This is a genomic window from Citrobacter cronae (assembly GCF_016893685.1).
Lineage (GTDB): Bacteria > Pseudomonadota > Gammaproteobacteria > Enterobacterales > Enterobacteriaceae > Citrobacter > Citrobacter werkmanii.
In genome coordinates this window covers 2,797,402-2,821,388 of sequence record NZ_CP069763.1, presented here as the reverse complement: position 1 = coordinate 2,821,388, position 23,987 = coordinate 2,797,402, and the positions used below count along the sequence as shown (strand labels likewise).

The 23,987-nt window shown below is 52.1% G+C and carries 19 protein-coding genes and 7 tRNA genes; 21 read left to right on the top strand and 5 right to left on the bottom strand.

Features of this window, described 5'->3' with window-relative positions:
* Positions 1–19: 19 nt before the first annotated feature.
* The 4 genes from JSN25_RS12015 to nagE form a co-directional block, all read right to left on the bottom strand.
* Positions 20–352: a ChiQ/YbfN family lipoprotein gene (locus JSN25_RS12015; protein WP_038638809.1), complete on the bottom strand. Its 333-nt coding sequence runs from the start codon at positions 350–352 to the stop codon at positions 20–22.
* A 49-nt stretch (positions 353–401) separates the two neighbouring features.
* Positions 402–1,808: a chitoporin ChiP gene (gene chiP / locus JSN25_RS12010; protein ID WP_204524959.1), complete on the bottom strand. Its 1,407-nt coding sequence runs from the start codon at positions 1,806–1,808 to the stop codon at positions 402–404.
* Between the two features lie 433 nt (positions 1,809–2,241).
* Complete coding sequence (glnS, locus tag JSN25_RS12005; RefSeq protein WP_204524958.1) at positions 2,242–3,909, bottom strand: glutamine--tRNA ligase; 1,668 nt, start codon at positions 3,907–3,909, stop codon at positions 2,242–2,244.
* Between the two features lie 186 nt (positions 3,910–4,095).
* Entirely contained in the window at positions 4,096–6,045 is a 1,950-nt protein-coding gene (nagE, locus tag JSN25_RS12000) for a PTS N-acetyl glucosamine transporter subunit IIABC (RefSeq protein WP_085047508.1), read from the bottom strand.
* A 342-nt stretch (positions 6,046–6,387) separates the two neighbouring features.
* Between nagE and nagB the strand changes: the two genes are divergently transcribed.
* The 12 genes from nagB (at position 6,388) to JSN25_RS11940 (ending at position 13,282) form a co-directional block, all read left to right on the top strand.
* Positions 6,388–7,188: a glucosamine-6-phosphate deaminase gene (gene nagB, locus JSN25_RS11995; RefSeq protein ID WP_003022803.1), complete on the top strand. Its 801-nt coding sequence runs from the start codon at positions 6,388–6,390 to the stop codon at positions 7,186–7,188.
* Positions 7,189–7,248: 60 nt separating this feature from the next.
* Complete coding sequence (gene nagA, locus JSN25_RS11990) at positions 7,249–8,397, top strand: N-acetylglucosamine-6-phosphate deacetylase (protein ID WP_085047510.1); 1,149 nt, start codon at positions 7,249–7,251, stop codon at positions 8,395–8,397.
* Positions 8,398–8,405: 8 nt separating this feature from the next.
* A complete protein-coding gene (nagC, locus tag JSN25_RS11985; RefSeq protein ID WP_160955894.1) occupies positions 8,406–9,626 on the top strand; it encodes a DNA-binding transcriptional regulator NagC in 1,221 nt (406 codons plus the stop codon).
* A gap of 57 nt (positions 9,627–9,683) precedes the next feature.
* Positions 9,684–10,436 carry a ribonucleotide monophosphatase NagD gene (nagD, locus tag JSN25_RS11980; RefSeq protein WP_038638796.1) on the top strand — a complete coding sequence of 251 codons (753 nt, stop codon included), beginning with the start codon at positions 9,684–9,686 and terminating at the stop codon, positions 10,434–10,436.
* A 251-nt stretch (positions 10,437–10,687) separates the two neighbouring features.
* Positions 10,688–12,352, top strand: a complete 1,665-nt coding sequence (gene asnB, locus JSN25_RS11975; RefSeq protein WP_038638793.1) for an asparagine synthase B — start codon at positions 10,688–10,690, stop codon at positions 12,350–12,352.
* Between the two features lie 224 nt (positions 12,353–12,576).
* Positions 12,577–12,653, top strand: a tRNA-Met gene (locus JSN25_RS11970).
* 8 nt (positions 12,654–12,661) lie between these two features.
* Positions 12,662–12,746, top strand: a tRNA-Leu gene (locus tag JSN25_RS11965).
* 23 nt (positions 12,747–12,769) lie between these two features.
* Positions 12,770–12,844 (top strand) — tRNA-Gln (locus JSN25_RS11960).
* Positions 12,845–12,882: 38 nt separating this feature from the next.
* Positions 12,883–12,957 (top strand) — tRNA-Gln (locus JSN25_RS11955).
* A 20-nt stretch (positions 12,958–12,977) separates the two neighbouring features.
* Positions 12,978–13,054: transfer RNA gene (locus JSN25_RS11950), tRNA-Met, on the top strand.
* A 43-nt stretch (positions 13,055–13,097) separates the two neighbouring features.
* Positions 13,098–13,172: transfer RNA gene (locus JSN25_RS11945), tRNA-Gln, on the top strand.
* 35 nt (positions 13,173–13,207) lie between these two features.
* A tRNA-Gln gene (locus tag JSN25_RS11940) sits at positions 13,208–13,282 on the top strand.
* Between the two features lie 104 nt (positions 13,283–13,386).
* Here JSN25_RS11940 and ubiF read toward each other — a convergent pair.
* Entirely contained in the window at positions 13,387–14,562 is a 1,176-nt protein-coding gene (gene ubiF, locus JSN25_RS11935; protein WP_087857138.1) for a 3-demethoxyubiquinol 3-hydroxylase, read from the bottom strand.
* Between the two features lie 147 nt (positions 14,563–14,709).
* On the opposite strand from ubiF, the gene miaB reads away from it, so the two are divergent.
* The 9 genes from miaB (at position 14,710) to gltL (ending at position 23,909) form a co-directional block, all read left to right on the top strand.
* Positions 14,710–16,140: a tRNA (N6-isopentenyl adenosine(37)-C2)-methylthiotransferase MiaB gene (gene miaB, locus JSN25_RS11930; protein WP_038643077.1), complete on the top strand. Its 1,431-nt coding sequence runs from the start codon at positions 14,710–14,712 to the stop codon at positions 16,138–16,140.
* A 153-nt stretch (positions 16,141–16,293) separates the two neighbouring features.
* Complete coding sequence (locus JSN25_RS11925; protein ID WP_204524957.1) at positions 16,294–17,340, top strand: PhoH family protein; 1,047 nt, start codon at positions 16,294–16,296, stop codon at positions 17,338–17,340.
* Positions 17,337–17,804 carry an rRNA maturation RNase YbeY gene (ybeY, locus tag JSN25_RS11920; protein ID WP_003835559.1) on the top strand — a complete coding sequence of 156 codons (468 nt, stop codon included), beginning with the start codon at positions 17,337–17,339 and terminating at the stop codon, positions 17,802–17,804. Before JSN25_RS11925 ends, ybeY begins: the two co-directional genes overlap by 4 nt.
* Before the next feature lie 96 nt (positions 17,805–17,900).
* Positions 17,901–18,779 carry a CNNM family magnesium/cobalt transport protein CorC gene (gene corC, locus JSN25_RS11915; protein ID WP_038638785.1) on the top strand — a complete coding sequence of 293 codons (879 nt, stop codon included), beginning with the start codon at positions 17,901–17,903 and terminating at the stop codon, positions 18,777–18,779.
* A 24-nt stretch (positions 18,780–18,803) separates the two neighbouring features.
* On the top strand, positions 18,804–20,342 hold the full coding sequence (lnt, locus tag JSN25_RS11910) for an apolipoprotein N-acyltransferase (protein ID WP_038638779.1): 1,539 nt from the start codon (positions 18,804–18,806) through the stop codon (positions 20,340–20,342).
* Positions 20,343–20,700: 358 nt separating this feature from the next.
* Positions 20,701–21,609, top strand: coding sequence for a glutamate/aspartate ABC transporter substrate-binding protein GltI (gene gltI, locus JSN25_RS11905; RefSeq protein WP_159121147.1), 909 nt, complete (start codon positions 20,701–20,703; stop codon positions 21,607–21,609).
* Between the two features lie 160 nt (positions 21,610–21,769).
* Positions 21,770–22,510, top strand: coding sequence for a glutamate/aspartate ABC transporter permease GltJ (gltJ, locus tag JSN25_RS11900; RefSeq protein ID WP_038638776.1), 741 nt, complete (start codon positions 21,770–21,772; stop codon positions 22,508–22,510).
* Positions 22,510–23,184: a glutamate/aspartate ABC transporter permease GltK gene (gltK, locus tag JSN25_RS11895; protein WP_038638772.1), complete on the top strand. Its 675-nt coding sequence runs from the start codon at positions 22,510–22,512 to the stop codon at positions 23,182–23,184. Before gltJ ends, gltK begins: the two co-directional genes overlap by 1 nt.
* Complete coding sequence (gene gltL, locus JSN25_RS11890; RefSeq protein ID WP_000631392.1) at positions 23,184–23,909, top strand: glutamate/aspartate ABC transporter ATP-binding protein GltL; 726 nt, start codon at positions 23,184–23,186, stop codon at positions 23,907–23,909. The genes gltK and gltL overlap by 1 nt, the downstream gene beginning before the upstream one ends.
* Positions 23,910–23,987: the final 78 nt, after the last annotated feature.

Genomic DNA, 23,987 nt, shown 5'->3' with positions numbered 1-23,987 from the left:
GCCCGTAGCATTTTTCGAATTACTGCGCAGCGTTCTTGCTACGAATTTCCTGCCAGACCTTGTCACAATCAGCATTAACGGACTGATCGTTACCCGTGCGCGTGGCCTGGATACACTGCTGATAATCCAGTACGCGTACGCTTTCTTCATTAGCAAACTGCTGGTGCTGCTTTTCTTTCTTCAACACATTCAGCACGCTTTGGCAGGCTTCAATTTTCTCCGGCGATCCTTGCGCGGTGTTAATACACGCGCTGTAGGCTTCTTTCAGGCGACTGTCTTCTTTCGGCGAAGGGGATTGCGCACAAGCCACCAGCCCTGATGCCATAATGGCGATGAGTATCAGTTTTTTCATAGCACTTTCCTCAACGGAGCGGCAGACGTCTGGTCTGCCGCTGTTGGCATTAGAAGATGGTGAACGGAGCAATAACGATGAACTTCACGTCGCGTTCATCCTGGAAGATGTTGCCGTAACCACCGCCCCAGCTCGGAATGTCTGAATGGTTGTCGTACTGGGTGAAGTGCAGTTTAAACATGGTGCCCTTCGCACGACCGTCCTGCAGGGTATAGACCGCATCCAGGCTGTAAGAAGACTCTTCGATAGTCCGGTTTTTGTCGTAGTACGCATCCGGATTGAGCTGCCAGGTAGATGGCTTGGCATCCCAGGCGTAAACGTAGGACGCACCGACTGCCCAACCCGGCAGGTTCCAGTTCTTCAGGTCATACATTGCACCGAAGAATACGGCCTTTTCGCCGTTGGCGTTGAAGTCAGAGCGGTTGTCCCACCAGATATCCAGACGACCGTTTGATGAGGCGTAGGTCGGGGTCATACGCTGCAGGAAGTACCCCTGCTGCCCGTCCGCTTTAACCCAAGTCCCTTCCAGTCGCAGGTCAACCACTTCCGCCACTTTGTAGCCGAAGGTCAACGCCTGCAGCCAGGCCGTGCCGTCATAAATATCGTTCACGGTGCGGTCATCAACTTTGTCGCGCGCGCCGTAGAACTGATAACTGGTGGTAAACGGGTTACCGCCTAAATCGAATTTGTAGCTGGCTTTCGCGAAGTACTGATCGACGTAGCCTTCAGACTGACCAAATGCCGCTTCCAGCATCAGGTTATTTTTGAAGTCATATTTCGCGCCGATTGAGTGCAGGTAATCTACGCTGGTCTTTTTATCGGCCTGATAGAATTTATCGACTTCGGTGTGCCACGGCGCTTTATATTCGTTGGCCCACATATAGGAGAAGCTCAGTGCGCCGGCATCACCATAGTCGAAGTTGGCACCGGCTTCGGCACCCTGATAAGTACCAGGCATAAAGCTCCAGTGCGGAGCCAATAGCGTCTGCCCGGTTGGTTGAATGTAACCGGCGCGTGCCCAGGTTGGGCCGTATTTAAATTTGGCTGCTGCTTTATACAGGCTAATTCCGCTCTTATCGCCGGAGTAATCTTCGTCATAGCCTTTATTTTTTGAAGAGAATGCGATTTCGTTTGGATGGCCGCTTTCGCTACTTTCGTTCATTTCAATCGCGGTAAATGCTGCAATATCAATACCAAACATATCCGCCGCATAACCGGACTGGAAGTCGAGGTTGGCGTTCCATGTGGAGTGAGAAAGGTTGGTTTTGTATTTGTCATGATCGGTGACATCTTTACGGTCACGCTCACGCTGCCAGTAATAGATGCCGCCGGTTAAAGTGGAGTCATCAATGAAACCTTCGGCGTGAGCCTGGGGAGCGACAACGAAACCCGACATTGCTGTGATACCGGCGATAGCCAGCGCCAGCGTACTACGTTTGCCACTAAACGTACGCATATGTTAATCCTCTTTGACATAAAAATGCTGCCGATAAAAGCGGTCAGCGAAAAAACAAAAATTAAAAAAGTAGTGCTAAGAAAACCTCAGTGACTACAATGAATAGACTATTTTTCGCGACGCGAATTATCAATCTCTTTCTGTAACGAGTATGTAATAGTATGAGCAACCGCACATATTTCATTGCTTTCTGTTACATTTTCATCGGGAGATAAAAAAGCGTTGAAAAAAAGAAAAAACCGCTTGTTTTCCATGGGGATGAAATCGGTTTCAGCCGATTTCATATTGCGGTAAGTTATTTAAAGGTAAAAACATTCAGCCGATTCATTATTACAGGCATGTAATTAATTCGCTCCGCAAATGGAGCCTGAAAAACGTTTTGGCGTAAAAAAAACGCCGCATGAAGCGGCGTTTAGACAGGATGTGTTGCGGCTTATTCGCCCGCTTTAGCCCACGTATCGCGCAGACCAACGGTGCGGTTAAACACCAGCTTGTCAGCCGTAGCGTAGCGGCTGTCAAGGCAGAAGTAACCTTCACGTTCAAACTGGAACGCTTTGCCTGCGACCGCGGCCTGCAGCGATGGCTCGCCGTAGCCGTGTTTAATCACCAGGGATTCCGGGTTAATCACGGACAGGAAGTCCTCTGCCGCACCTGGGTTCGGTACGCTAAACAAACGATCGTACAGGCGGATTTCAATCGGTAACGCATGTGCCGCACTGACCCAGTGAATAACACCTTTTACTTTACGACCATCGGCCGGATCTTTGCTCAGAGTATCGGCATCGTAAGTGCAGAAAATGGTGGTAATATTCCCTTCCGCATCTTTCTCTACACGCTCGGCCTTGATCACGTAAGCATTACGCAGACGTACTTCTTTGCCCATCACCAGACGCTTGTACTGCTTGTTCGCTTCTTCGCGGAAGTCAGCGCGATCGATCCAGATTTCACCGCTGAACGGCACTTCACGGCTGCCCATTTCCGGTTTATTCGGATGATTAGGCATGGTCACCATTTCGCTCTCGCCCTGCGGGTAGTTTTCGATAACCAGTTTCACCGGATCGATAACCGCCATCGCGCGCGGCGCGTTTTCATTCAGATCTTCACGAATGCAGGATTCCAGAGAGGCGATCTCAATGGTGTTGTCCTGCTTGGTCACGCCAATGCGTTTGCAGAATTCACGGATAGCGGCCGCGGTATAACCGCGACGACGCAGGCCAGAGATGGTCGGCATGCGCGGATCGTCCCAGCCCTCAACGTGCTTGTCGGTCACCAGCAGGTTCAGCTTGCGCTTGGACATCACGGTGTATTCCAGATTCAGGCGCGAGAATTCATACTGACGCGGGTGAACCGGGATGGTGATGTTGTCCAGCACCCAGTCATACAGACGACGGTTATCCTGGAACTCCAGCGTACACAGCGAGTGGGTAATGCCTTCCAGCGCATCGCTGATGCAGTGGGTAAAGTCGTACATCGGATAGATGCACCACTTGTTGCCGGTCTGGTGGTGTTCAGCGAACTTAATACGGTACAGCACCGGATCGCGCATCACGATAAACGGCGACGCCATGTCGATTTTCGCGCGCAGGCAGGCTTTACCTTCTTCAAAGCCACCGGTACGCATTTTTTCGAACAGCGCGAGGTTCTCTTCGACGCTGCGATCGCGGAACGGGCTGTTTTTACCCGGCTGAGTCAGCGTACCGCGGTATTCGCGAATTTCGTCCGCTGACAGTTCGTCAACGTACGCCAGACCTTTATTAATAAGCTCTACCGCATAGGCATGAAGCTGATCGAAGTAATCCGACGAGTAGCGAATGTCGCCAGTCCAGTGGAAACCTAACCATTCAACGTCGTTTTTAATCGACTCAACGTACTCGATATCTTCTTTAACCGGGTTCGTATCATCAAAACGCAGGTTGCACTGGCCCTGGTAATCTTGCGCAATACCAAAGTTCAGACAAATGGATTTCGCGTGGCCAATGTGCAGATAGCCATTTGGCTCCGGCGGAAAACGGGTATGGATCGTGGTGTGCTTACCACTGACCAGATCTTCATCGATGATCTGACGAATAAAGTTACTCGGGCGGGCTTCAGCCTCACTCATCGTGGATTCCTCAAAGCGTAAACAACGTATAACGGAATATGATCTTATAAGCCAGGCAGACTGACAACCTTTAGTTACGCAAAATATGTATCAATCGAAAATATTGGGGCCAATTGCTGCAAAAAAAAGCGGCGGAGGAATATCCCCCGCCGCTTAAGGCATTTAACTCACTTTACTCAGGAGCAGTTATTTACCTTTAATCTCATACAGTGGTGTCTGACCGGCAACCACATGACCTTCGGCTTTAATGACCAGAGCGCCGAAATCATCGCTGTTGCTGCACACAACCGGGCTAATCATGGAACGTGCATTGGCGTTCAGGAAATCCAGATCCATTTCCAGAATCGGTTGACCCGCCGTCACTTCCGCACCTTCTTCAACCAGGCGTTTAAAGCCTTTACCTTCCAGCGCGACGGTATCGATACCCATATGGACTACGATTTCCGCGCCTTTAACGGTTTCCAGACAGAACGCATGATTGGTGTTGAAGATTTTCACGATAGTGCCCGCAGCCGGAGCAACCACGATTTTATCTGTTGGTTTCACCGCAACGCCGTCGCCTACCGCTTTGCTGGCGAAGGCTTCATCAGGAACCTGCTCCAGCGCAACGACGTCACCGGTAATCGGAGAAACCAGCGCTTCAACGGTGACTGCGTTCGCTACAGCCTGCGGTTTTGCCACCGGGGCCGCTGCTGCTGGTGCACTTTCAGCAGACGCTGCCGCAACCGGGCCACGCGCCACAACTTTCTTCATTTCGTCGCCGATGGATTCCGCTTTCGCACCTACGATGACCTGGATAGTTTGTTTGTTCAGCTTAACGACACCCGATGCGCCTAAGCGTTTACACATCGCATCGTTTACGCGACCAGAATCGGCCACAGTCAGACGCAGACGGGTGATACAGGCATCAATCGCTTTCAGGTTATCGGTACCGCCAACCGCAGCAATGTAGCTGGTTGCCAGTTGAGCCAGACCTTCTTCAGTATTGCTGTTCGCTTCTTCTGTAACGATATCGTCTTCTTTATCTTCGCGGCCCGGCGTTTTCAGGTTAAACATACGAATAACCGCGCTGAACAACACAAAGTAGATGACGAAGAAGACCAGACCCATCACGACCAGCATCCAGACGTTCTTACTTGCTGCCGGCAGGTTGTACATCAACACGTAGTCGATAGCACCTGCGGAGAAGGAGAAGCCCGCGTGGATCCCCAGCATCGTCGCAACGAACAGGCTGATACCGGTTAACAGTGCGTGCAGGAGATACAGCAGTGGCGCCAGGAACATGAACAGGAATTCCAGCGGCTCGGTAACACCGGTCAGGAACGCGGTGATCGCAACGGACAGCAGCATGCCGCCAACCATCGGGCGACGCGCTTTTGGAGCAGCGAAGTACATCGCCAGCGCCGCACCCGGCAGACCAAACATCATGATCGGGAAGAAACCAGACATGAACATACCCGCAGTGCCGTCACCCGCATAGAAGCGGTTGATGTCACCGTGGAAAACGGTGCCAGCGGCGTTAGTAAATTCGCCAATCTGGAACCAGGCGATGGTATTCAGAACCTGATGCAGACCGGTTGGGATCAGCAGACGGTTGATGAAACCAAAGATACCGGAACCCAACGCGCCAGCGCCTACGATCCACTCACCACCCGCATGGATGGCGTTCTGCACCGGCGGCCACACGTAACCGAAGATAGCAGCCAGCACCAGACAGAAGAAGCCAGTGGCGATGGGCACGAAGCGTTTGCCGCCAAAGAAGCTCAGGAAGTCAGGCAGTTTGATACCAGACCAACGGTTATACACCGCACCGCCAACCAGACCGGTGATGATACCCGCCAGTACACCCATATTGATGGCCGGGTTAATGGTAACCATTGCTTTGGTCAATATGAAATAACCGACCGCACCTGCCAGCGCTGCCGCACCCGCGCTGTCTTTTGACCAGCTGGAAGCCACACCGATAGCGAAAATCAGCGCCAGGTTATCGAAGATAGCCCCACCCGCTTGCGCGATAAAAGGTACGTTTAGTAAATCTGGTTGGCCGAATCGCAGCAACAGTGCCGCGACTGGCAGCACAGCGATGGGGAGCTGTAACGCCCTACCCAGCCGCTGGAAAAAACCTAAAATATTCATTTTATTCCCCCTACGAGACCCCGATTAGGCTTCTTTGAAGCCATATTTTTATTGTGCGACCATTCCTGACAGCAAGATTCTGGATCAACGATATTAACCATTCATCTACATTCTGAGTGTGTGAAAATTTAATTCGTATCGCAAATTAAACGCGTGTTTTTTGTGATTCCAGTCACCAAATATCGTTATTAACCCTCCCTTTCACTGGCTAACTACGAAAACTTATTTTATCATTCAAAAAATCGAAACGGATTGATCCTTACCGATGCAAAACCAGGTTACGCTTAATACTGCACAGAGACTCAATCCGCCAATTGCTTACATTTACTTTTGAGGTGAAGAATGAGACTGATCCCCCTGAATACCGCTGAACAAGTCGGCAAATGGGCTGCTCGCCATATCGTTAACCGTATTAACGCGTTCAAACCAACGGCAGATCGCCCGTTCGTTCTGGGCCTGCCGACGGGCGGTACTCCGCTGACAGCTTATAAGGCATTGGTTGAAATGCATAAAGCGGGCCAGGTGAGCTTCAAGCATGTTGTTACTTTCAATATGGACGAATATGTTGGCCTGCCGAAAGAGCATCCGGAAAGCTATCACAGCTTCATGCATCGTAACTTCTTTGATCACGTTGATATTCCAGCAGAAAACATCAACCTCCTCAATGGTAACGCGCCGGATATTGATGCAGAATGCCGTCAGTATGAAGAAAAAATCCGTTCTTACGGTAAAATCCACCTGTTTATGGGCGGTGTAGGCAACGATGGTCACATCGCGTTCAACGAACCAGCCTCCTCTTTGGCTTCCCGTACCCGCATCAAAACGCTGACTCACGACACGCGTGTTGCTAACTCACGCTTCTTTGACGGCGACGTAAGCCAGGTGCCTAAATATGCCCTGACCGTGGGCGTGGGCACCCTGTTGGATGCTGAAGAGGTGATGATCCTGGTACTGGGTCACCAGAAAGCGCAGGCGCTGCAAGCCGCCGTTGAAGGCAACGTTAACCACATGTGGACCATCAGCTGTCTGCAGTTGCATCCAAAAGCCGTTGTGGTGTGCGATGAGCCTTCCACCATGGAACTGAAAGTGAAAACGCTGAAATACTTTAACGAGTTAGAAGCGGAAAATATTAAAGGTCTGTAATTGATGTCTCCGCCCTGTCGATAAGTTGCAGGGCGGCATTTTTTGAAATCGGGGGTCGGAATGTATGCTTTAACCCAGGGCCGGATCTTTACCGGTCACGAAATTCTTGATGACCATGCGATTGTTGTCGCCAATGGCCTGATTGACAGCGTTTGCCCACTGACTGAGTTACCGTCAGGAATTGAACAGCGCTCACTGAATGGGGCCATTATTTCCCCCGGTTTTATCGATGTACAGCTAAACGGCTGCGGTGGCGTACAGTTTAACGATACGGCAGAAGCCGTGACCGTCGAAACGCTGGAAATCATGCAGAAAGCCAATGAAAAATCAGGCTGCACCAACTATCTGCCTACGCTTATCACCACCAGCGATGACCTGATGAAACAAGGCGTTCGCGTCATGCGTGAATACCTGGCGAAACACCCGAATCAGGCATTAGGACTTCATCTGGAAGGTCCGTGGCTCAATCTGGTGAAAAAAGGCACCCATAATCCGGGATTTGTCCGTCAACCGGACGCTGCGTTGGTTGATTTCCTGTGCGATAATGCTGACGTGATAACCAAAGTGACGCTGGCGCCAGAAATGGTCCCGGTAGAGGTCATCACCAAACTGGTAAATGCAGGTATCGTGGTTTCCGCCGGTCACTCCAATGCGACGGTAAAAGAGGCCAAAATCGGCTTCCGCGCAGGGATTACCTTTGCAACGCATCTGTTTAACGCCATGCCTTATATAACGGGCCGCGAACCAGGCCTGGCGGGCGCTATTCTTGACGAAGCCGATATTTATTGCGGTATCATCGCTGATGGTCTGCATGTTGACTACGTTAACATCCGTAATGCCAAGCGCCTGAAAGGCGACAAGCTGTGCCTGGTCACCGACGCGACCGCGCCAGCAGGTGCCAATATTGAACAGTTCATTTTCGCTGGTAAAACAATATACTACCGGAATGGATTGTGCGTTGATGAGAACGGTACATTGAGCGGTTCATCATTAACCATGATTGAAGGCGTACGCAATCTGGTCGAACATGCGAATATCGCTCTCGACGAAGTGTTACGCATGGCAACGCTCTACCCTGCTCGCGCCATTGGCGTCGACAAACGACTCGGCAGCATCGCGCCAGGCAAAGTAGCCAACCTGACTGCGTTTACGCACGACTTTAAAATCATCAAGACCATCGTTAATGGCAACGAGGTCGTTACTGAGTAAGAGAAAGAATGACACCAGGCGGACAAGCTCAAATAGGTAATGTTGATCTCGTAAAACAGCTTAACAGCGCGGCGGTTTATCGCCTGATTGACCAGCATGGGCCAATCTCGCGTATTCAAATTGCCGAGCAAAGCCAGCTTGCCCCCGCCAGCGTAACCAAAATTACGCGTCAGTTGATCGAACGCGGGCTGATCAAAGAAGTCGATCAGCAGGCCTCCACCGGGGGCCGCCGCGCTATCTCTATCGTCACCGAAACCCGCAATTTCCACGCCATTGGCGTACGTCTGGGCCGTCACGACACGACGCTCACGCTCTATGATATGAGCAGTAAAGTGATCGCCGAAGAGCATTACCCTCTCCCGGAGCGCACCCAGGAAACGCTGGAGTATGCGCTGCTCAACACCATTGCCACTTTTATTGACAGCTGCCAGCGGAAAATCCGCGAGCTGATTGCGATTTCCGTCATCTTGCCCGGCCTGGTTGATCCTGAAAGCGGCGTCATTCGCTATATGCCGCACATTCAGGTCGAAAACTGGGGGCTGGTCGAGGCGCTCGAAAAACGCTTTAAGGTTACCTGCTTTGTCGGTCACGATATCCGCAGCCTGGCGCTGGCCGAGCACTATTTCGGGGCAAGCCAGGATTGCGAAGACTCCATTTTAGTGCGAGTTCACCGCGGAACCGGGGCGGGAATTATTTCCAATGGCCGAATTTTCATCGGTCGCAATGGCAACGTGGGCGAGATTGGTCACATTCAGGTTGAACCGCTGGGTGAGCGCTGTCACTGCGGTAACTTCGGCTGTCTGGAAACCATTGCCGCCAATGCGTCTATCGAGCACCGCGTGCAAAACTTACTGAAACAGGGTTATCCCAGCCGACTCACGCTGGATGATTGCAATATTAAAGCTATCTGTAAGGCGGCAAATAAGGGCGATAACCTGGCAGCAGAAGTGATTGAACACGTTGGTCGCCACTTGGGTAAAACCATCGCCATCGCTATCAACCTGTTTAACCCACAAAAAATCGTCATTGCAGGCGAAATTACTGAGGCAGATAAAGTGCTGCTGCCTGCAATAGAAAGCTGTATCAACACGCAGGCGTTGAAAGCGTTTCGCCACAATTTACCGGTGGTTCGTTCCACGCTGGATCACCGTTCCGCCATTGGCGCCTTTGCGCTGGTGAAGCGTGCGATGCTCAACGGGACATTGCTGCAACGTTTGCTGGAAAACTAATGCTCTCATATAGTAGTGGATTACTATAAGACTCATAACTAATTCCCTGGGTTGTTCATGACCATTAAGAATGTAATTTGTGATATCGACGGCGTGCTGATGCACGACAATGTCGCCGTACCGGGTGCGGCAGAATTTCTGACCGGGATCCTGGAAAAAGGCCTGCCGTTAGTTCTGCTGACTAACTATCCTTCACAGACCGGGCAAGATCTGGCAAACCGCTTCGCCACCGCGGGAGTGAATGTCCCCGATAGCGTCTTTTATACTTCCGCCATGGCTACCGCTGATTTTCTTCGTCGCCAGGAAGGGAAAAAAGCCTACGTGGTAGGTGAAGGCGCGTTAATTCATGAGCTGTATAAAGCCGGGTTTACCATTACCGACGTGAACCCCGATTTTGTGATTGTTGGCGAGACGCGCTCCTATAACTGGGACATGATGCATAAAGCGGCATATTTTGTCGCTAACGGCGCGCGTTTCATCGCCACAAACCCGGATACTCACGGCCGCGGCTTTTATCCCGCCTGCGGTGCACTGTGCGCCGGTATCGAGAAAATCTCTGGCCGTAAGCCGTTTTATGTCGGCAAACCCAGTCCGTGGATTATTCGCGCGGCGCTCAACAAAATGCAGGCGCACTCGGAAGAGACCGTTATCGTTGGCGATAACCTGCGTACCGATATTCTGGCGGGCTTCCAGGCCGGTCTGGAAACCATTCTGGTATTGTCTGGCGTCTCAACGCTTGACGACATCGACAGCATGCCGTTCAGACCGAGCTGGATTTATCCGTCCGTTGCTGAGATAGACGTCATTTAATCTCTTTGGCCGGATAACAATACCTGCAAGTTATCCGGCCTGAAAAACACGCCCATTCAATAAATTCATCTTTTCACTGCTGATTCATCAATAATAGCGCTCATTACGTAATCTTTTTTCACCAATCAGCAATGACCATTGCGTTTTTTATTTTCCGCACCGTAATTCGCTTGCGCCCTCTCCCGCTTTGCGGCATTTTCTTTATCAAGCAAACATAAAAAGCATCACGCAACAGGTTAACGGAGAAGGTTATGTGTTCTATTTTTGGCGTATTCGATATTAAAACTGACGCAGTTGAACTGCGTAAAAAAGCCCTGGAATTATCTCGTCTGATGCGCCATCGCGGCCCGGACTGGTCAGGTATTTACGCCAGTGATAACGCCATTCTGGCGCACGAACGTCTGTCCATCGTCGACGTCAATGCCGGTGCTCAGCCGCTGTACAACGTGAAGAAAACGCATATCCTGGCGGTTAACGGTGAAATTTATAACCATCAGGCGCTGCGCGCGGAATACGGCGATCGCTATCAGTTCCAGACCGGTTCAGACTGCGAAGTTATCCTCGCGCTGTATCAGGAAAAAGGCCCGGAGTTCCTGGATGACCTACAAGGCATGTTTGCTTTTGCCCTGTACGACAGCGAACAGGACGCTTATCTTATTGGTCGCGATCACATCGGGATCATCCCACTGTATATGGGTTACGACGAACACGGTAACTTCTACGTCGCGTCTGAAATGAAAGCCCTGGTTCCGGTATGTCGCACAATCAAAGAATTCCCGGCCGGTAGCTATTTGTGGAGTAAGGACGGCGAAATTCGTCAGTATTATCAGCGTGATTGGTTTGATTACGATGCGGTAAAAGACAACGTGACCGATAAAAACGAGCTGCGTCAGGCGCTGGAAGATGCGGTGAAAAGCCATCTGATGTCAGATGTTCCTTATGGTGTACTGCTGTCCGGTGGTCTGGATTCCTCGGTCATTTCCGCGATTACGAAAAAATACGCGGCGCGCCGTGTTGAAGATCAGGAACGTAGTGAAGCCTGGTGGCCGCAGTTGCACTCCTTCGCCGTCGGCCTGGAAGGCGCACCGGATCTGCAAGCCGCGCAAGAGGTCGCGAACCATCTGGGTACCGTGCACCATGAGATCCACTTCACCGTGCAGGAAGGTCTGGATGCTATCCGCGACGTGATTTATCACATCGAAACCTACGATGTCACAACGATCCGCGCCTCAACGCCGATGTACTTAATGTCGCGTAAAATTAAAGCGATGGGCATTAAAATGGTGCTGTCGGGTGAAGGCTCTGACGAAGTATTCGGCGGCTATCTCTATTTCCACAAAGCGCCAGACGCGAAAGAGCTGCATGAAGAAACCGTGCGTAAGCTGCAGGCGCTGCATATGTTCGACTGCGCCCGCGCCAACAAAGCGATGTCTGCCTGGGGTGTGGAAGCTCGCGTGCCTTTCCTGGATAAGAAATTCCTTGATGTGGCGATGCGCATCAACCCGCAGGATAAAATGTGCGGCAACGGTAAAATGGAAAAACATGTGCTGCGCGAATGTTTTGAATCTTACCTGCCTGCCAGCGTCGCATGGCGTCAGAAGGAGCAGTTCTCTGATGGTGTCGGTTACAGCTGGATCGATACCTTGAAAGAGGTGGCTGCTGAGCAAGTTTCTGACCAACAACTGGAAACCGCCAGCTTCCGTTTCCCTTACAACACGCCATCGTCTAAAGAAGCGTATTTGTACCGTGAGATTTTTGAAGAATTGTTCCCGGTTGCCAGCGCGGCGGAATGCGTGCCTGGCGGACCATCAGTAGCCTGTTCTTCCGCCAAAGCGATTGAATGGGATGAAGCGTTTAAAACCATGAACGATCCCTCTGGTCGTGCGGTTGGCGTACATCAGTCCGCTTATAAATAAGTTAATCCTTAGAAAAGAGCCCTACGGGGCTCTTTTTTTATGTCTGTTTTCTGTGCAAAAAAACAATTAATAACTAATAATTGCCGAATATTGCGCCATGCTGTTCGCAACCTAACCAAACAGTCACATTCCAGCTATTTTCAATGAAAAAGGGGTTGACGCTTCAAGGCTCAATACGCATAATGCGCCCCGCAACGCCGATAAGGTTACGCGAAAAAAAAGATGGCTACGTAGCTCAGCTGGTTAGAGCACATCACTCATAATGATGGGGTCACAGGTTCGAATCCCGTCGTAGCCACCATCTTTTTTGCGGGAGTGGCGAAATTGGTAGACGCACCAGATTTAGGTTCTGGCGCCGCAAGGTGTGCGAGTTCAAGTCTCGCCTCCCGCACCATTCACCCGTAAGCGTTGCACGGATGGGGTATCGCCAAGCGGTAAGGCACCGGTTTTTGATACCGGCATTCCCTGGTTCGAATCCAGGTACCCCAGCCATTTTTTTCTTCGATATAGCGGTTCACCGCAACGGTCATTGGGGTATCGCCAAGCGGTAAGGCACCGGTTTTTGATACCGGCATTCCCTGGTTCGAATCCAGGTACCCCAGCCATCGAAGAATAAGTAATATATGGCTACGTAGCTCAGCTGGTTAGAGCACATCACTCATAATGATGGGGTCACAGGTTCGAATCCCGTCGTAGCCACCATATTAAGGACGTATCGACTCGTTCGGTAAAGCCAAAATATTGTTGGGGTATCGCCAAGCGGTAAGGCACCGGATTCTGATTCCGGCATTCCGAGGTTCGAATCCTCGTACCCCAGCCAATTTCAAAAGTCGTCCACATTGTGGGTGCGCCCGTTGGGGTATCGCCAAGCGGTAAGGCTCTGGTTTCTGATACCAGCATTCCGAGGTTCGAATCCTCGTACCCCAGCCATATTAAAAAAGCTCGCTTCGGCGAGCTTTTTGCTTTTCTGCGTTTATCGCCAGATGGCGCTCCGCTTATCAGGCCTACGTATTTCCCCCGTAGGCCTGCCTGAATTACAATCCTAACGCATACTTCAAGGCCTGACGTTTCAGTACGCCTGCGCGCTCTGCGGCCATTAACCCGAGATTACGCATGATACGCAGCGGCTGCAGGTTGTTGCTGAATCCGGCGTAGAACAGATCCATCCCACTCTGCATAATGAAATTATCAGTCATACGACGATTCTGATAGCGCTTCAGCACCGGCTGACTGGCCCAGGATTCACCGTAGCTGCGCGCATTAACCAGCACGTCAATCAGCGCATCCACATCACGGAACCCCAGATTAACGCCCTGCCCCGCCAGCGGATGAATGGTATGCGCGGCATCGCCCACCAACGCCAGACCTGGCTGGACATATTGTAGCGCGTGACGACGCGTAAGCGGGAATGCCCCCGCCGCCACAGGCGTAACGTTGCCGAGTCGCGACGGGAAGTGTTTGGCGATCTCCACCTGCAGTTGCGACATGCTCAAACCCTGCAGTTGGCGGATACGCGCCGGTGAGTCATACCACACCAGAGAGGCCCAGTTATCAAACAGCGGTAAAAATGCGCGCGGTCCGTCAGGCGTGAATTGTTGCCAGGTGCTGTCGCCAGGTGCGTTCTCGCATTGTACGGTGATTAACATGCAGGACTGCGCGTACTGCCAGGCATGAATACCAATCCCGGCCATTTTCCGCACCTGAGAATTTGCACCGTCCGCGCCGATCACCAGCTTCGCGCTGATTTTCTCACCGCCAGCCAGTTCAAGCTCGTGACGATCATCATGCTGATGCAGAGAGATCAATGACGCCGGTACGCGCAGCGTGACTTTCGGGTGGGCTTCCAGCGCCTGCCAGAGTGCCTGTTGCAGAACCGTGTTTTCCACCATATAACCCAGCAAAGGTAACTTAAGCTCGGCGGCATCAAACATTACATGGGCATTTTCCCATTCCCACGTTTCCAGACGACGGTAAGGATGACTGCGCATACCCTGAACCGTATCCCAGACCCCCAGCCCTTTCAGCAACGACACCGAGGCGGAGCTAATGGCGGAAATTCTGACATCGGGCTGTCCATCAGCCACAAACGGCGCGGGAACGGCATGTTCAATGACCGTTACCGTAAATCCATGCTGCGCCAGTCCAAGCGCCAGCGCGCCGCCGACCATCCCCCCGCCGACAATGGCAATTTCCGTTGGTTGATTTGTCATGTGGTCAATCATCCTGTTACATGTATTGTGTAAGTTTACAGGATTTTTTACCCCTTGAGGCTGACATCCGTCATACTGGTCACAACCGCGCCAAAGCAGTACACTATGCGCCCTGCATTTCAGCCACAATTTCGCAAGAGCAAGTCGATGACCAAAAAACTCCATATTAAAACCTGGGGCTGTCAGATGAACGAATACGATTCATCGAAGATGGCCGATCTGCTGGATGCCACTCATGGGTATCAACTGACCGACGTGGCGGAAGAAGCGGATGTGCTGCTGCTGAATACCTGCTCAATCCGTGAGAAGGCTCAGGAAAAAGTTTTCCATCAGTTGGGCCGCTGGAAGCTGTTAAAAGAGAAAAATCCCAATCTCATCATCGGTGTCGGTGGCTGTGTCGCATCTCAGGAAGGCGATCATATTCGCCAGCGCGCCCACTACGTCGATATTATTTTTGGGCCGCAGACTCTGCATCGCCTGCCGGAAATGATCAACAAAGTACGTGGAAGCACTAGCCGTAGCCCGGTAGTTGATATCAGTTTCCCGGAGATCGAAAAGTTTGACCGCCTGCCGGAACCGCGTGCTGAAGGTCCAAGCGCGTTTGTGTCCATCATGGAAGGCTGTAATAAATATTGTACCTATTGCGTGGTGCCCTACACCCGCGGTGAAGAAGTCAGCCGCCCGGCGGATGACATCCTGTTCGAAATCGCTCAGCTTGCGGCGCAAGGCGTGCGTGAAGTGAACCTGCTGGGGCAAAACGTGAACGCCTGGCGCGGTGAGAACTATGATGGCACGACAGGATCTTTTGCTGACCTGCTGCGCCTGGTTGCGGCGATCGACGGCATTGACCGTATCCGCTTCACCACCAGCCATCCGATCGAATTCACCGATGATATCGTTGAAGTTTATCGCGATACGCCGGAGCTGGTGAGTTTCCTGCACCTGCCGGTACAGAGCGGTTCAGATCGCGTACTGAATCTGATGGGACGCACCCATACCGCGCTGGAATATAAAGCGATCATTCGCAAACTGCGCGCGGCGCGTCCGGACATTCAGATTAGCTCGGATTTCATCGTTGGCTTCCCTGGCGAAACCACACAGGATTTCGAGCAGACCATGAAGTTGATTGCTGACGTGAATTTTGACATGAGCTACAGCTTTATCTTCTCTGCGCGTCCTGGCACCCCGGCTGCCGATATGGTTGACGACGTACCGGAAGAAGAGAAAAAACAGCGTCTGTATATCCTGCAGGAGCGTATTAACCAGCAGGCCATGGCCTGGAGCCGCCGTATGGTCGGCACAACCCAGCGTATTCTGGTTGAAGGCACATCACGTAAGAGCATCATGGAGTTGTCAGGGCGTACCGAAAACAACCGCGTGGTGAACTTTGAAGGCACCCCGGAAATGGTCGGTAAGTTTGTGGATGTTGAAATTACCGATGTCTGGACGAACTCCCTGCGCGGTAAAGTGGTGCGCACCGAAGACGAAATGGGCCTGCGCATCGCAGAATCCCCTGAGTCGGTCATTGCGCGTACTCGCAAAGAAAACGATCTGGGCGTCGGTATTTACCAGCCTTAATCTTCTGGCCCGTCAGCTCTGGCGGGCCTTGTATTGCCTCCCGCAATCCCCATATTTATTGCAATGCTTGCGCCTTTTCCCTATGGCGTGAATAATTTCCTTAGATGCCGGTAAATGTTCAGCGTCCGGCGAGACATGCTAAAGAGGAACAGTTTGAACATAGACACTCGCGAAATCACCCTTGAACCCGCAGACAACGCCCGTCTGTTGAGCCTTTGCGGTCCATTTGATGACAACATCAAACAGCTTGAACGTCGCCTCGGCATCGAAATTAACCGTCGGGATAACCACTTTAAGCTGACCGGTCGCCCAATTTGCGTCACCGCTGCGGCTGATATTTTACGCAGCCTGTATGTCAATACCGCCCCAATGCGCGGTCAGACGCAGGACATTGAACCTGAGCAAATTCATCTGGCGATTAAAGAAGCGCGTGTGCTTGAGCAAAGCGCGGACAGCGTGCCGGAATTTGGCAAAGCGGTGAATATCAAAACCAAGCGCGGAGTGATTAAACCGCGTACGCCGAACCAGGCGCAGTACATCGCTAACATCCTCGATCACGACATCACCTTCGGCGTTGGCCCTGCGGGTACGGGTAAAACGTATCTTGCAGTTGCCGCTGCGGTCGATGCGCTTGAGCGCCAGGAGATCCGTCGAATTCTGCTGACCCGTCCGGCAGTGGAAGCCGGCGAAAAACTGGGCTTCCTGCCAGGCGATCTGAGTCAGAAAGTCGATCCCTATTTACGTCCGCTGTATGACGCGCTGTTCGAAATGCTCGGTTTTGAGAAGGTCGAAAAGCTGATCGAGCGTAACGTCATTGAGGTGGCGCCGTTGGCCTATATGCGCGGTCGTACCTTAAACGATGCGTTCATCATTCTTGATGAGAGCCAGAACACCACCATCGAACAGATGAAAATGTTCCTGACCCGTATCGGCTTTAACTCCAAAGCGGTCATCACCGGCGATATCACTCAGATTGACCTGCCGCGTAGCACTAAGTCCGGTCTGCGTCATGCCATTGAGGTACTGGCCGAAGTCGATGAGATTAGTTTTAATTTCTTCCATAGCGAAGACGTGGTTCGCCACCCGGTAGTCGCCCGTATCGTCACGGCGTATGAAGCCTGGGAAGAAGCAGAACAGAAACGAAAAGCCGAGCTGGCAGCGGAACGCAAGCGCGAAGCTCAGGAGCAGGAGCAAAAATGAGTCAGGTTATTCTCGATTTACAGCTGGCATGTGAAGACGAATCTGGTTTACCCACAGAAAGTCAGTTTCAGGGCTGGCTGGATGCGGTAATCCCGCAGTTTCAGGAAGAGTCTGAAGTGACGATTCGCCTGGTTGATGACGCGGAAAGCCACGAGCTGAACCTGACCTATCGCGGGAAAGATAAATCAACCAACGTGCTCTCTTTCCCGTTTGAAGCCCCGCCGGGCATTGAGATGCCACTGCTGGGCGATCTGATCATCTGCCGCCAGGTGGTTGAGAAAGAAGCGCAGGAGCAAGGTAAACCGCTTGAGGCCCACTGGGCGCACATGGTGGTGCACGGTAGCCTGCATTTACTCGGCTACGACCATATCGAAGATGATGAAGCGGAAGAAATGGAATCCCTTGAAACAGAGATTATGCTTGCTCTGGGCTATGAGGATCCGTACATTGCCGAGAAGGAATAAGCCGTCGGGCATCTGCCCGGGCTTCCCATGAAGCCATGCGCTGAGTTTACGCGCATTGAGCGACCTATTAACTAACATGAGAACCCATACGACGCCATGAGCGACGACAATTCACACAGTAGTGACACGTTAACCAGCAAAAAGGGATTTTTTTCCCTGTTACTGAGCCAACTTTTCCACGGTGAACCCAAAAACCGCGACGAACTGTTGGAGCTGATCCGTGATTCCGGGCAGAACGACCTTATCGATGAAGATACGCGAGATATGCTCGAAGGGGTGATGGACATTGCGGACCAGCGCGTTCGCGACATCATGATCCCCCGCTCTCAAATGATTACCCTGAAACGCAACCAGACCCTGGATGAATGCCTCGATGTCATTATCGAGTCAGCCCACTCGCGTTTCCCGGTGATCAGCGAAGACAAAGATCACATTGAAGGGATTCTGATGGCCAAAGATCTGCTGCCGTTTATGCGCAGCGATGCCGAAGCCTTCAGCATGGAGAAAGTGTTACGCCAGGCGGTTGTCGTACCGGAAAGCAAGCGTGTTGACCGCATGCTGAAAGAGTTCCGCTCCCAGCGTTATCATATGGCTATCGTCATCGACGAGTTCGGCGGTGTCTCTGGTCTGGTGACCATTGAGGACATCCTTGAACTGATCGTTGGTGAAATCGAAGATGAGTACGACGAAGAAGACGATATTGATTTCCGTCAGCTCAGTCGCCACACCTGGACCATTCGCGCGCTGGCGCCAATTGAGGACTTCAACGAAGCCTTTGGCACCCACTTTAGCGACGAAGAAGTCGATACCATTGGCGGTCTGGTTATGCAGGCCTTTGGTCATCTTCCCGCTCGTGGGGAGACTATCGACATTGATGGTTACCAGTTCAAAGTGGCAATGGCCGACAGCCGTCGTATTATTCAGGTTCATGTCAGAATTCCGGACGACTCACCCCAGCCCAAACTGGACGAATAAACCCGAAACTGGATCTAAGACTACATGGCATTTGCCTCACTAATTGAACGCCAGCGCATTCGCCTGCTGCTGGCGTTATTATTCGGTGCCTGCGGGACGCTGGCTTTCTCTCCGTATGACATCTGGCCTGCGGCGATCGTATCGCTGATGGGCCTGCAGGCTCTCACCCTCAACCGCCGTCCACTTCAGTCAGCCGCTATCGGCTACTTCTGGGGCCTGGGATTGTTTGGCTCCGGCATTAACTGGGTCTACGTCAGCATCGCGCAGTTTGGCGGTATGCCAGGTCCGGTTAACGTTTTCCTTGTGGTACTGCTTGCCGCCTACCTTTCACTCTATACCGGTCTGTTTGCTGGCGTGTTGTCACGCCTGTGGCCGAAAACAACCTGGCTACGCGTCGCCATTGCCGCGCCGGTTGTCTGGCAGATAACCGAGTTCCTGCGCGGCTGGGTCCTGACCGGCTTTCCGTGGCTGCAGTTTGGTTATAGCCAGATTGATGGCCCGTTAAAAGGGCTGGCGCCGGTGATGGGCGTTGAAGCGATTAACTTCCTGCTGATGATGGTCAGCGGCCTGCTGGCGCTGGCGCTGGTGACGCGCAACTGGAAACCGCTGATTGCTGGCGTGGTGCTTTTCGCTCTGCCCTTCCCGCTGCGCTATATCCAGTGGTATACGCTTGAGCCGGAAAAAACAACTCAGGTTTCGATGGTACAGGGTGACATTCCGCAGTCACTGAAGTGGGATGAGGGTCAGCTACTTAACACGCTGAAAATTTATCTCGACGCCACCCAGCCCGAAATGGGTAAATCACAGCTGATCATCTGGCCGGAGTCCGCTATCCCGGACCTGGAAATTAACCAGCAGCGTTTTTTGAGCATGATGGATGATCTGCTGAAATCGAAAAACAGCACGTTGATTACCGGTATCGTAGACGCGCGGCTGAACAAGCAGAACCGTTACGACACCTACAACACCATCATCACGTTGGGTAAAGACAGCCCGTACAGCTACGACTCCAGCAACCGCTACAATAAAAACCATCTGGTACCGTTTGGCGAGTTTGTCCCGCTGGAATCGATCCTGCGCCCATTAGCGCCGTTCTTTGACCTGCCTATGTCGTCGTTCAGCCGCGGGCCGTATGTGCAGCCACAGTTGCATGCGCACGGCTTTAAGCTGACCGCAGCTATCTGCTACGAAATCATTCTTGGCGAACAGGTTCGTGATAACTTCCGCCCGGATACGGACTACCTGCTCACCATCTCTAACGATGCGTGGTTTGGTAAGTCTATCGGCCCATGGCAGCACTTCCAGATGGCGCGTATGCGTTCCCTGGAACTGGCGCGCCCGCTGCTGCGTAGCACCAACAACGGTATTACGGCGGTGATTGGTCCACAGGGTGAGATTCAGGCGATGATCCCGCAGTTTACCCGCCAGGTTCTGACCACCAGCGTAACGCCAACCACGGGCTTAACCCCGTATGCCCGTACCGGTAACTGGCCGCTATGGCTGCTTACCGCACTGTTTGGCTTTGGCGCGCTGGTAATGAGCCTGCGCCAGCGTCGTAAATAACCTTCCTTCCCCGGGCCGGATAACGACTGTGTTTATCCGGCCGACAAACTCCCTACCTTGCCCATTCTGGCACGTCTATTGCTTTGTTATACAAGGCAAACGCAGTTTTGGCTGAATGTGCAACCTGGTCGCACCAAAGTTGATCTTTGGTAGCACCTGAAACGTGCAACAAGATATTTTTGCCCCCAAATGGTGCGGCGCACTTCGCAAAAATAAACAATAACACAGCAAATTCTTTACATTCATCCAAACTAAATGTTAACAAACATATACAAGACTGCACGTTTAAGTAGCAAACAATAACAACATCACAATGGGTATCAATGCGTCCCTGGCGCAGACGATAAAGGAGTTGGATATGCAATTACGTAAGCTCGCCACTGCCATGCTGGTCATGGGAATGTCCGCCGGTCTGGCGCACGCAGAAGATGCGGCAACAGCGGCAGGCAGCACGCTGGACAAGATCGCCAAAAATGGCGTTATCGTTGTCGGTCACCGTGAATCATCGGTACCGTTTTCTTACTACGATAATCAGCAAAAAGTGGTCGGTTATTCACAGGATTACTCCAACGCCATCGTTGAAGCCGTGAAGAAAAAACTCAACAAGCCTGACCTGCAGGTAAAACTGATCCCGATTACCTCACAGAACCGTATCCCGCTGCTGCAAAACGGTACCTTCGACTTTGAATGTGGTTCCACCACCAACAACGTCGAGCGTCAAAAACAAGCGGCATTCTCTGACACCATTTTCGTTGTCGGCACCCGTCTGCTGGCGAAAAAAGGCGGCGACGTCAAAGATTTCGCTGACCTGAAAGGCAAAGCCGTGGTCGTGACTTCGGGTACCACCTCAGAAGTGCTGCTGCACAAGCTGAACGAAGAACAAAAAATGGACATGCGCATCATCAGCGCGAAAGACCATGGTGACTCTTTCCGTACTCTGGAAAGCGGTCGCGCCGTTGCCTTTATGATGGATGATGCCCTGCTGGCTGGTGAACGCGCGAAGGCGAAGAAACCAGACAACTGGGAGATCGTCGGCAAGCCGCAGTCTCAGGAAGCCTACGGCTGCATGTTGCGTAAAGATGACCCAGAGTTCAAAAAACTGATGGACGACACGATCGCCAAGGCGCAGACCTCAGGCGAAGCAGAGAAATGGTTTGATAAGTGGTTTAAAAACCCAATTCCACCGAAGAACCTGAACATGAATTTCGAACTATCAGATGAGATGAAAGCTCTGTTCAAAGAACCGAATGATAAAGCGCTTAACTAACTAAAATAAATGGGAGGCTTCCCCTCCCTCTCGATTGCTACTCGGCACGGACAGACTATAAGCCTGATGGTCGTTCCCCATCAGGCCTGAAAACCGCAAAACGCTGAATAACAATCTTCGAGGGTAGCGCTGCTACCCTTTTTTTTTCTGGAGTAGATTTATGTCTATAGACTGGAACTGGGGCATTTTTTTACAACAAGCCCCGTTCGGCAACACCACCTATCTCGGCTGGCTCTGGAGTGGTTTCCAGGTCACGGTCGCGTTATCCATTACGGCCTGGATTATCGCTTTCCTCATCGGTTCTTTATTCGGCATTTTACGTACAGTTCCCAACCGCTTCCTTGCCGGGATCGGCACGCTGTACGTTGAGCTGTTTCGTAACGTTCCGCTCATTGTCCAATTTTTTACCTGGTATCTGGTCATTCCTGAACTGTTGCCGGAAAACATTGGTATGTGGTTCAAGTCGGAACTGGATCCCAATATTCAGTTCTTCCTTTCATCCATGCTTTGTCTGGGGCTGTTTACCGCCGCGCGCGTCTGCGAGCAGGTTCGCGCTGCTATTCAGTCTCTGCCTCGTGGACAGAAAAACGCTGCGCTGGCGATGGGGCTGACGTTGCCGCAGGCTTATCGTTATGTTCTGCTGCCAAACGCTTACCGCGTGATTGTTCCGCCAATGACCTCAGAGATGATGAACCTGGTGAAGAACTCCGCGATCGCTTCTACTATCGGCCTGGTCGATATGGCGGCGCAGGCGGGGAAACTGCTGGATTACTCCGCCCACGCCTGGGAATCGTTTACGGCCATTACTCTGGCCTACGTGCTGATTAACGCTGTCATCATGCTGGTGATGAATCTCGTCGAACGCAAGATCCGCCTGCCGGGCAATATGGGAGGCAAATAATGTACGAATTTGACTGGAGTTCTATTGTCCCTTCCCTGCCGTATCTGCTGGATGGGCTGATGATCACGCTGAAAATTACCGTCACGGCGGTCGTCATTGGTATCGTATGGGGAACTATCCTGGCCGTCATGCGTCTGTCCAGCTTCGCGCCGATTGCCTGGTTTGCGAAAGGCTACGTCAACGTATTCCGTTCCATTCCACTGGTGATGGTACTGCTGTGGTTCTACTTGATTGTGCCCGGCTTCCTGCAAAACGTATTGGGTTTGTCGCCAAAGACCGATATTCGCCTGATCTCGGCGATGGTCGCGTTTTCAATGTTTGAAGCCGCGTACTACTCAGAGATTATCCGGGCAGGGATCCAGAGTATTTCTCGCGGGCAGTCCAGCGCCGCGCTGGCGCTGGGGATGACCCACTGGCAGTCGATGAAGCTCATTATTCTGCCGCAGGCCTTCCGCGCGATGGTGCCGCTGCTGCTTACCCAGGGTATCGTACTCTTCCAGGATACCTCGCTGGTCTATGTATTAAGTCTGGCAGACTTCTTCCGTACCGCCTCCACCATTGGCGAGCGTGACGGCACGCAGGTTGAAATGATCCTGTTTGCTGGCGCCGTTTATTTTGTATTCAGTCTGAGCGCATCGTTGTTGGTCAGCTATTTGAAGAAAAGGACAGTTTAATGATTACCCTGAAAAATGTTTCTAAATGGTATGGTCACTTTCAGGTGCTGACCGACTGCTCTACGGAAGTGAAAAAAGGTGAAGTGGTCGTGGTCTGCGGTCCTTCAGGTTCCGGTAAATCCACGCTTATCAAAACCGTGAACGGTCTGGAGCCGGTACAACAGGGCGTCATCACGGTTGATGGCACCGTGGTGAACGACAAAAAAACCGATCTGGCCAAACTGCGCTCCCGTGTGGGCATGGTGTTCCAGCACTTTGAACTGTTTCCACATCTGTCGATCATTGAAAACCTGACGCTGGCGCAGGTAAAAGTGCTGAAACGCGATAAAGCGCCTGCCCGCGCAAAAGCGCAGAAGCTGCTGGAGCGTGTCGGTCTGGCGGCCCATGCCGAAAAGTTTCCGGCTCAGCTCTCCGGGGGACAGCAACAACGTGTCGCCATCGCCCGGGCGCTGTGCATGGATCCTATCGCTATGCTGTTTGACGAACCGACGTCGGCGCTTGATCCTGAAATGATCAACGAAGTTCTGGACGTTATGGTTGAACTGGCCAATGAAGGGATGACCATGATGGTGGTTACCCACGAAATGGGCTTTGCGCGGAAAGTGGCGAACCGGGTGATCTTCATGGATGAAGGGAAAATTGTTGAAGACTCACCGAAAGAAGAGTTCTTCGCCAATCCGAAATCGGACCGCGCCAAAGACTTCCTCGCGAAAATCCTGCACTAATCTTGCTGGCGCGCACCGCTATGTGCGCGCCACCTCACGCTTTATCTCTTCACTCCTCGAAACAGGTACAGCCCAGCG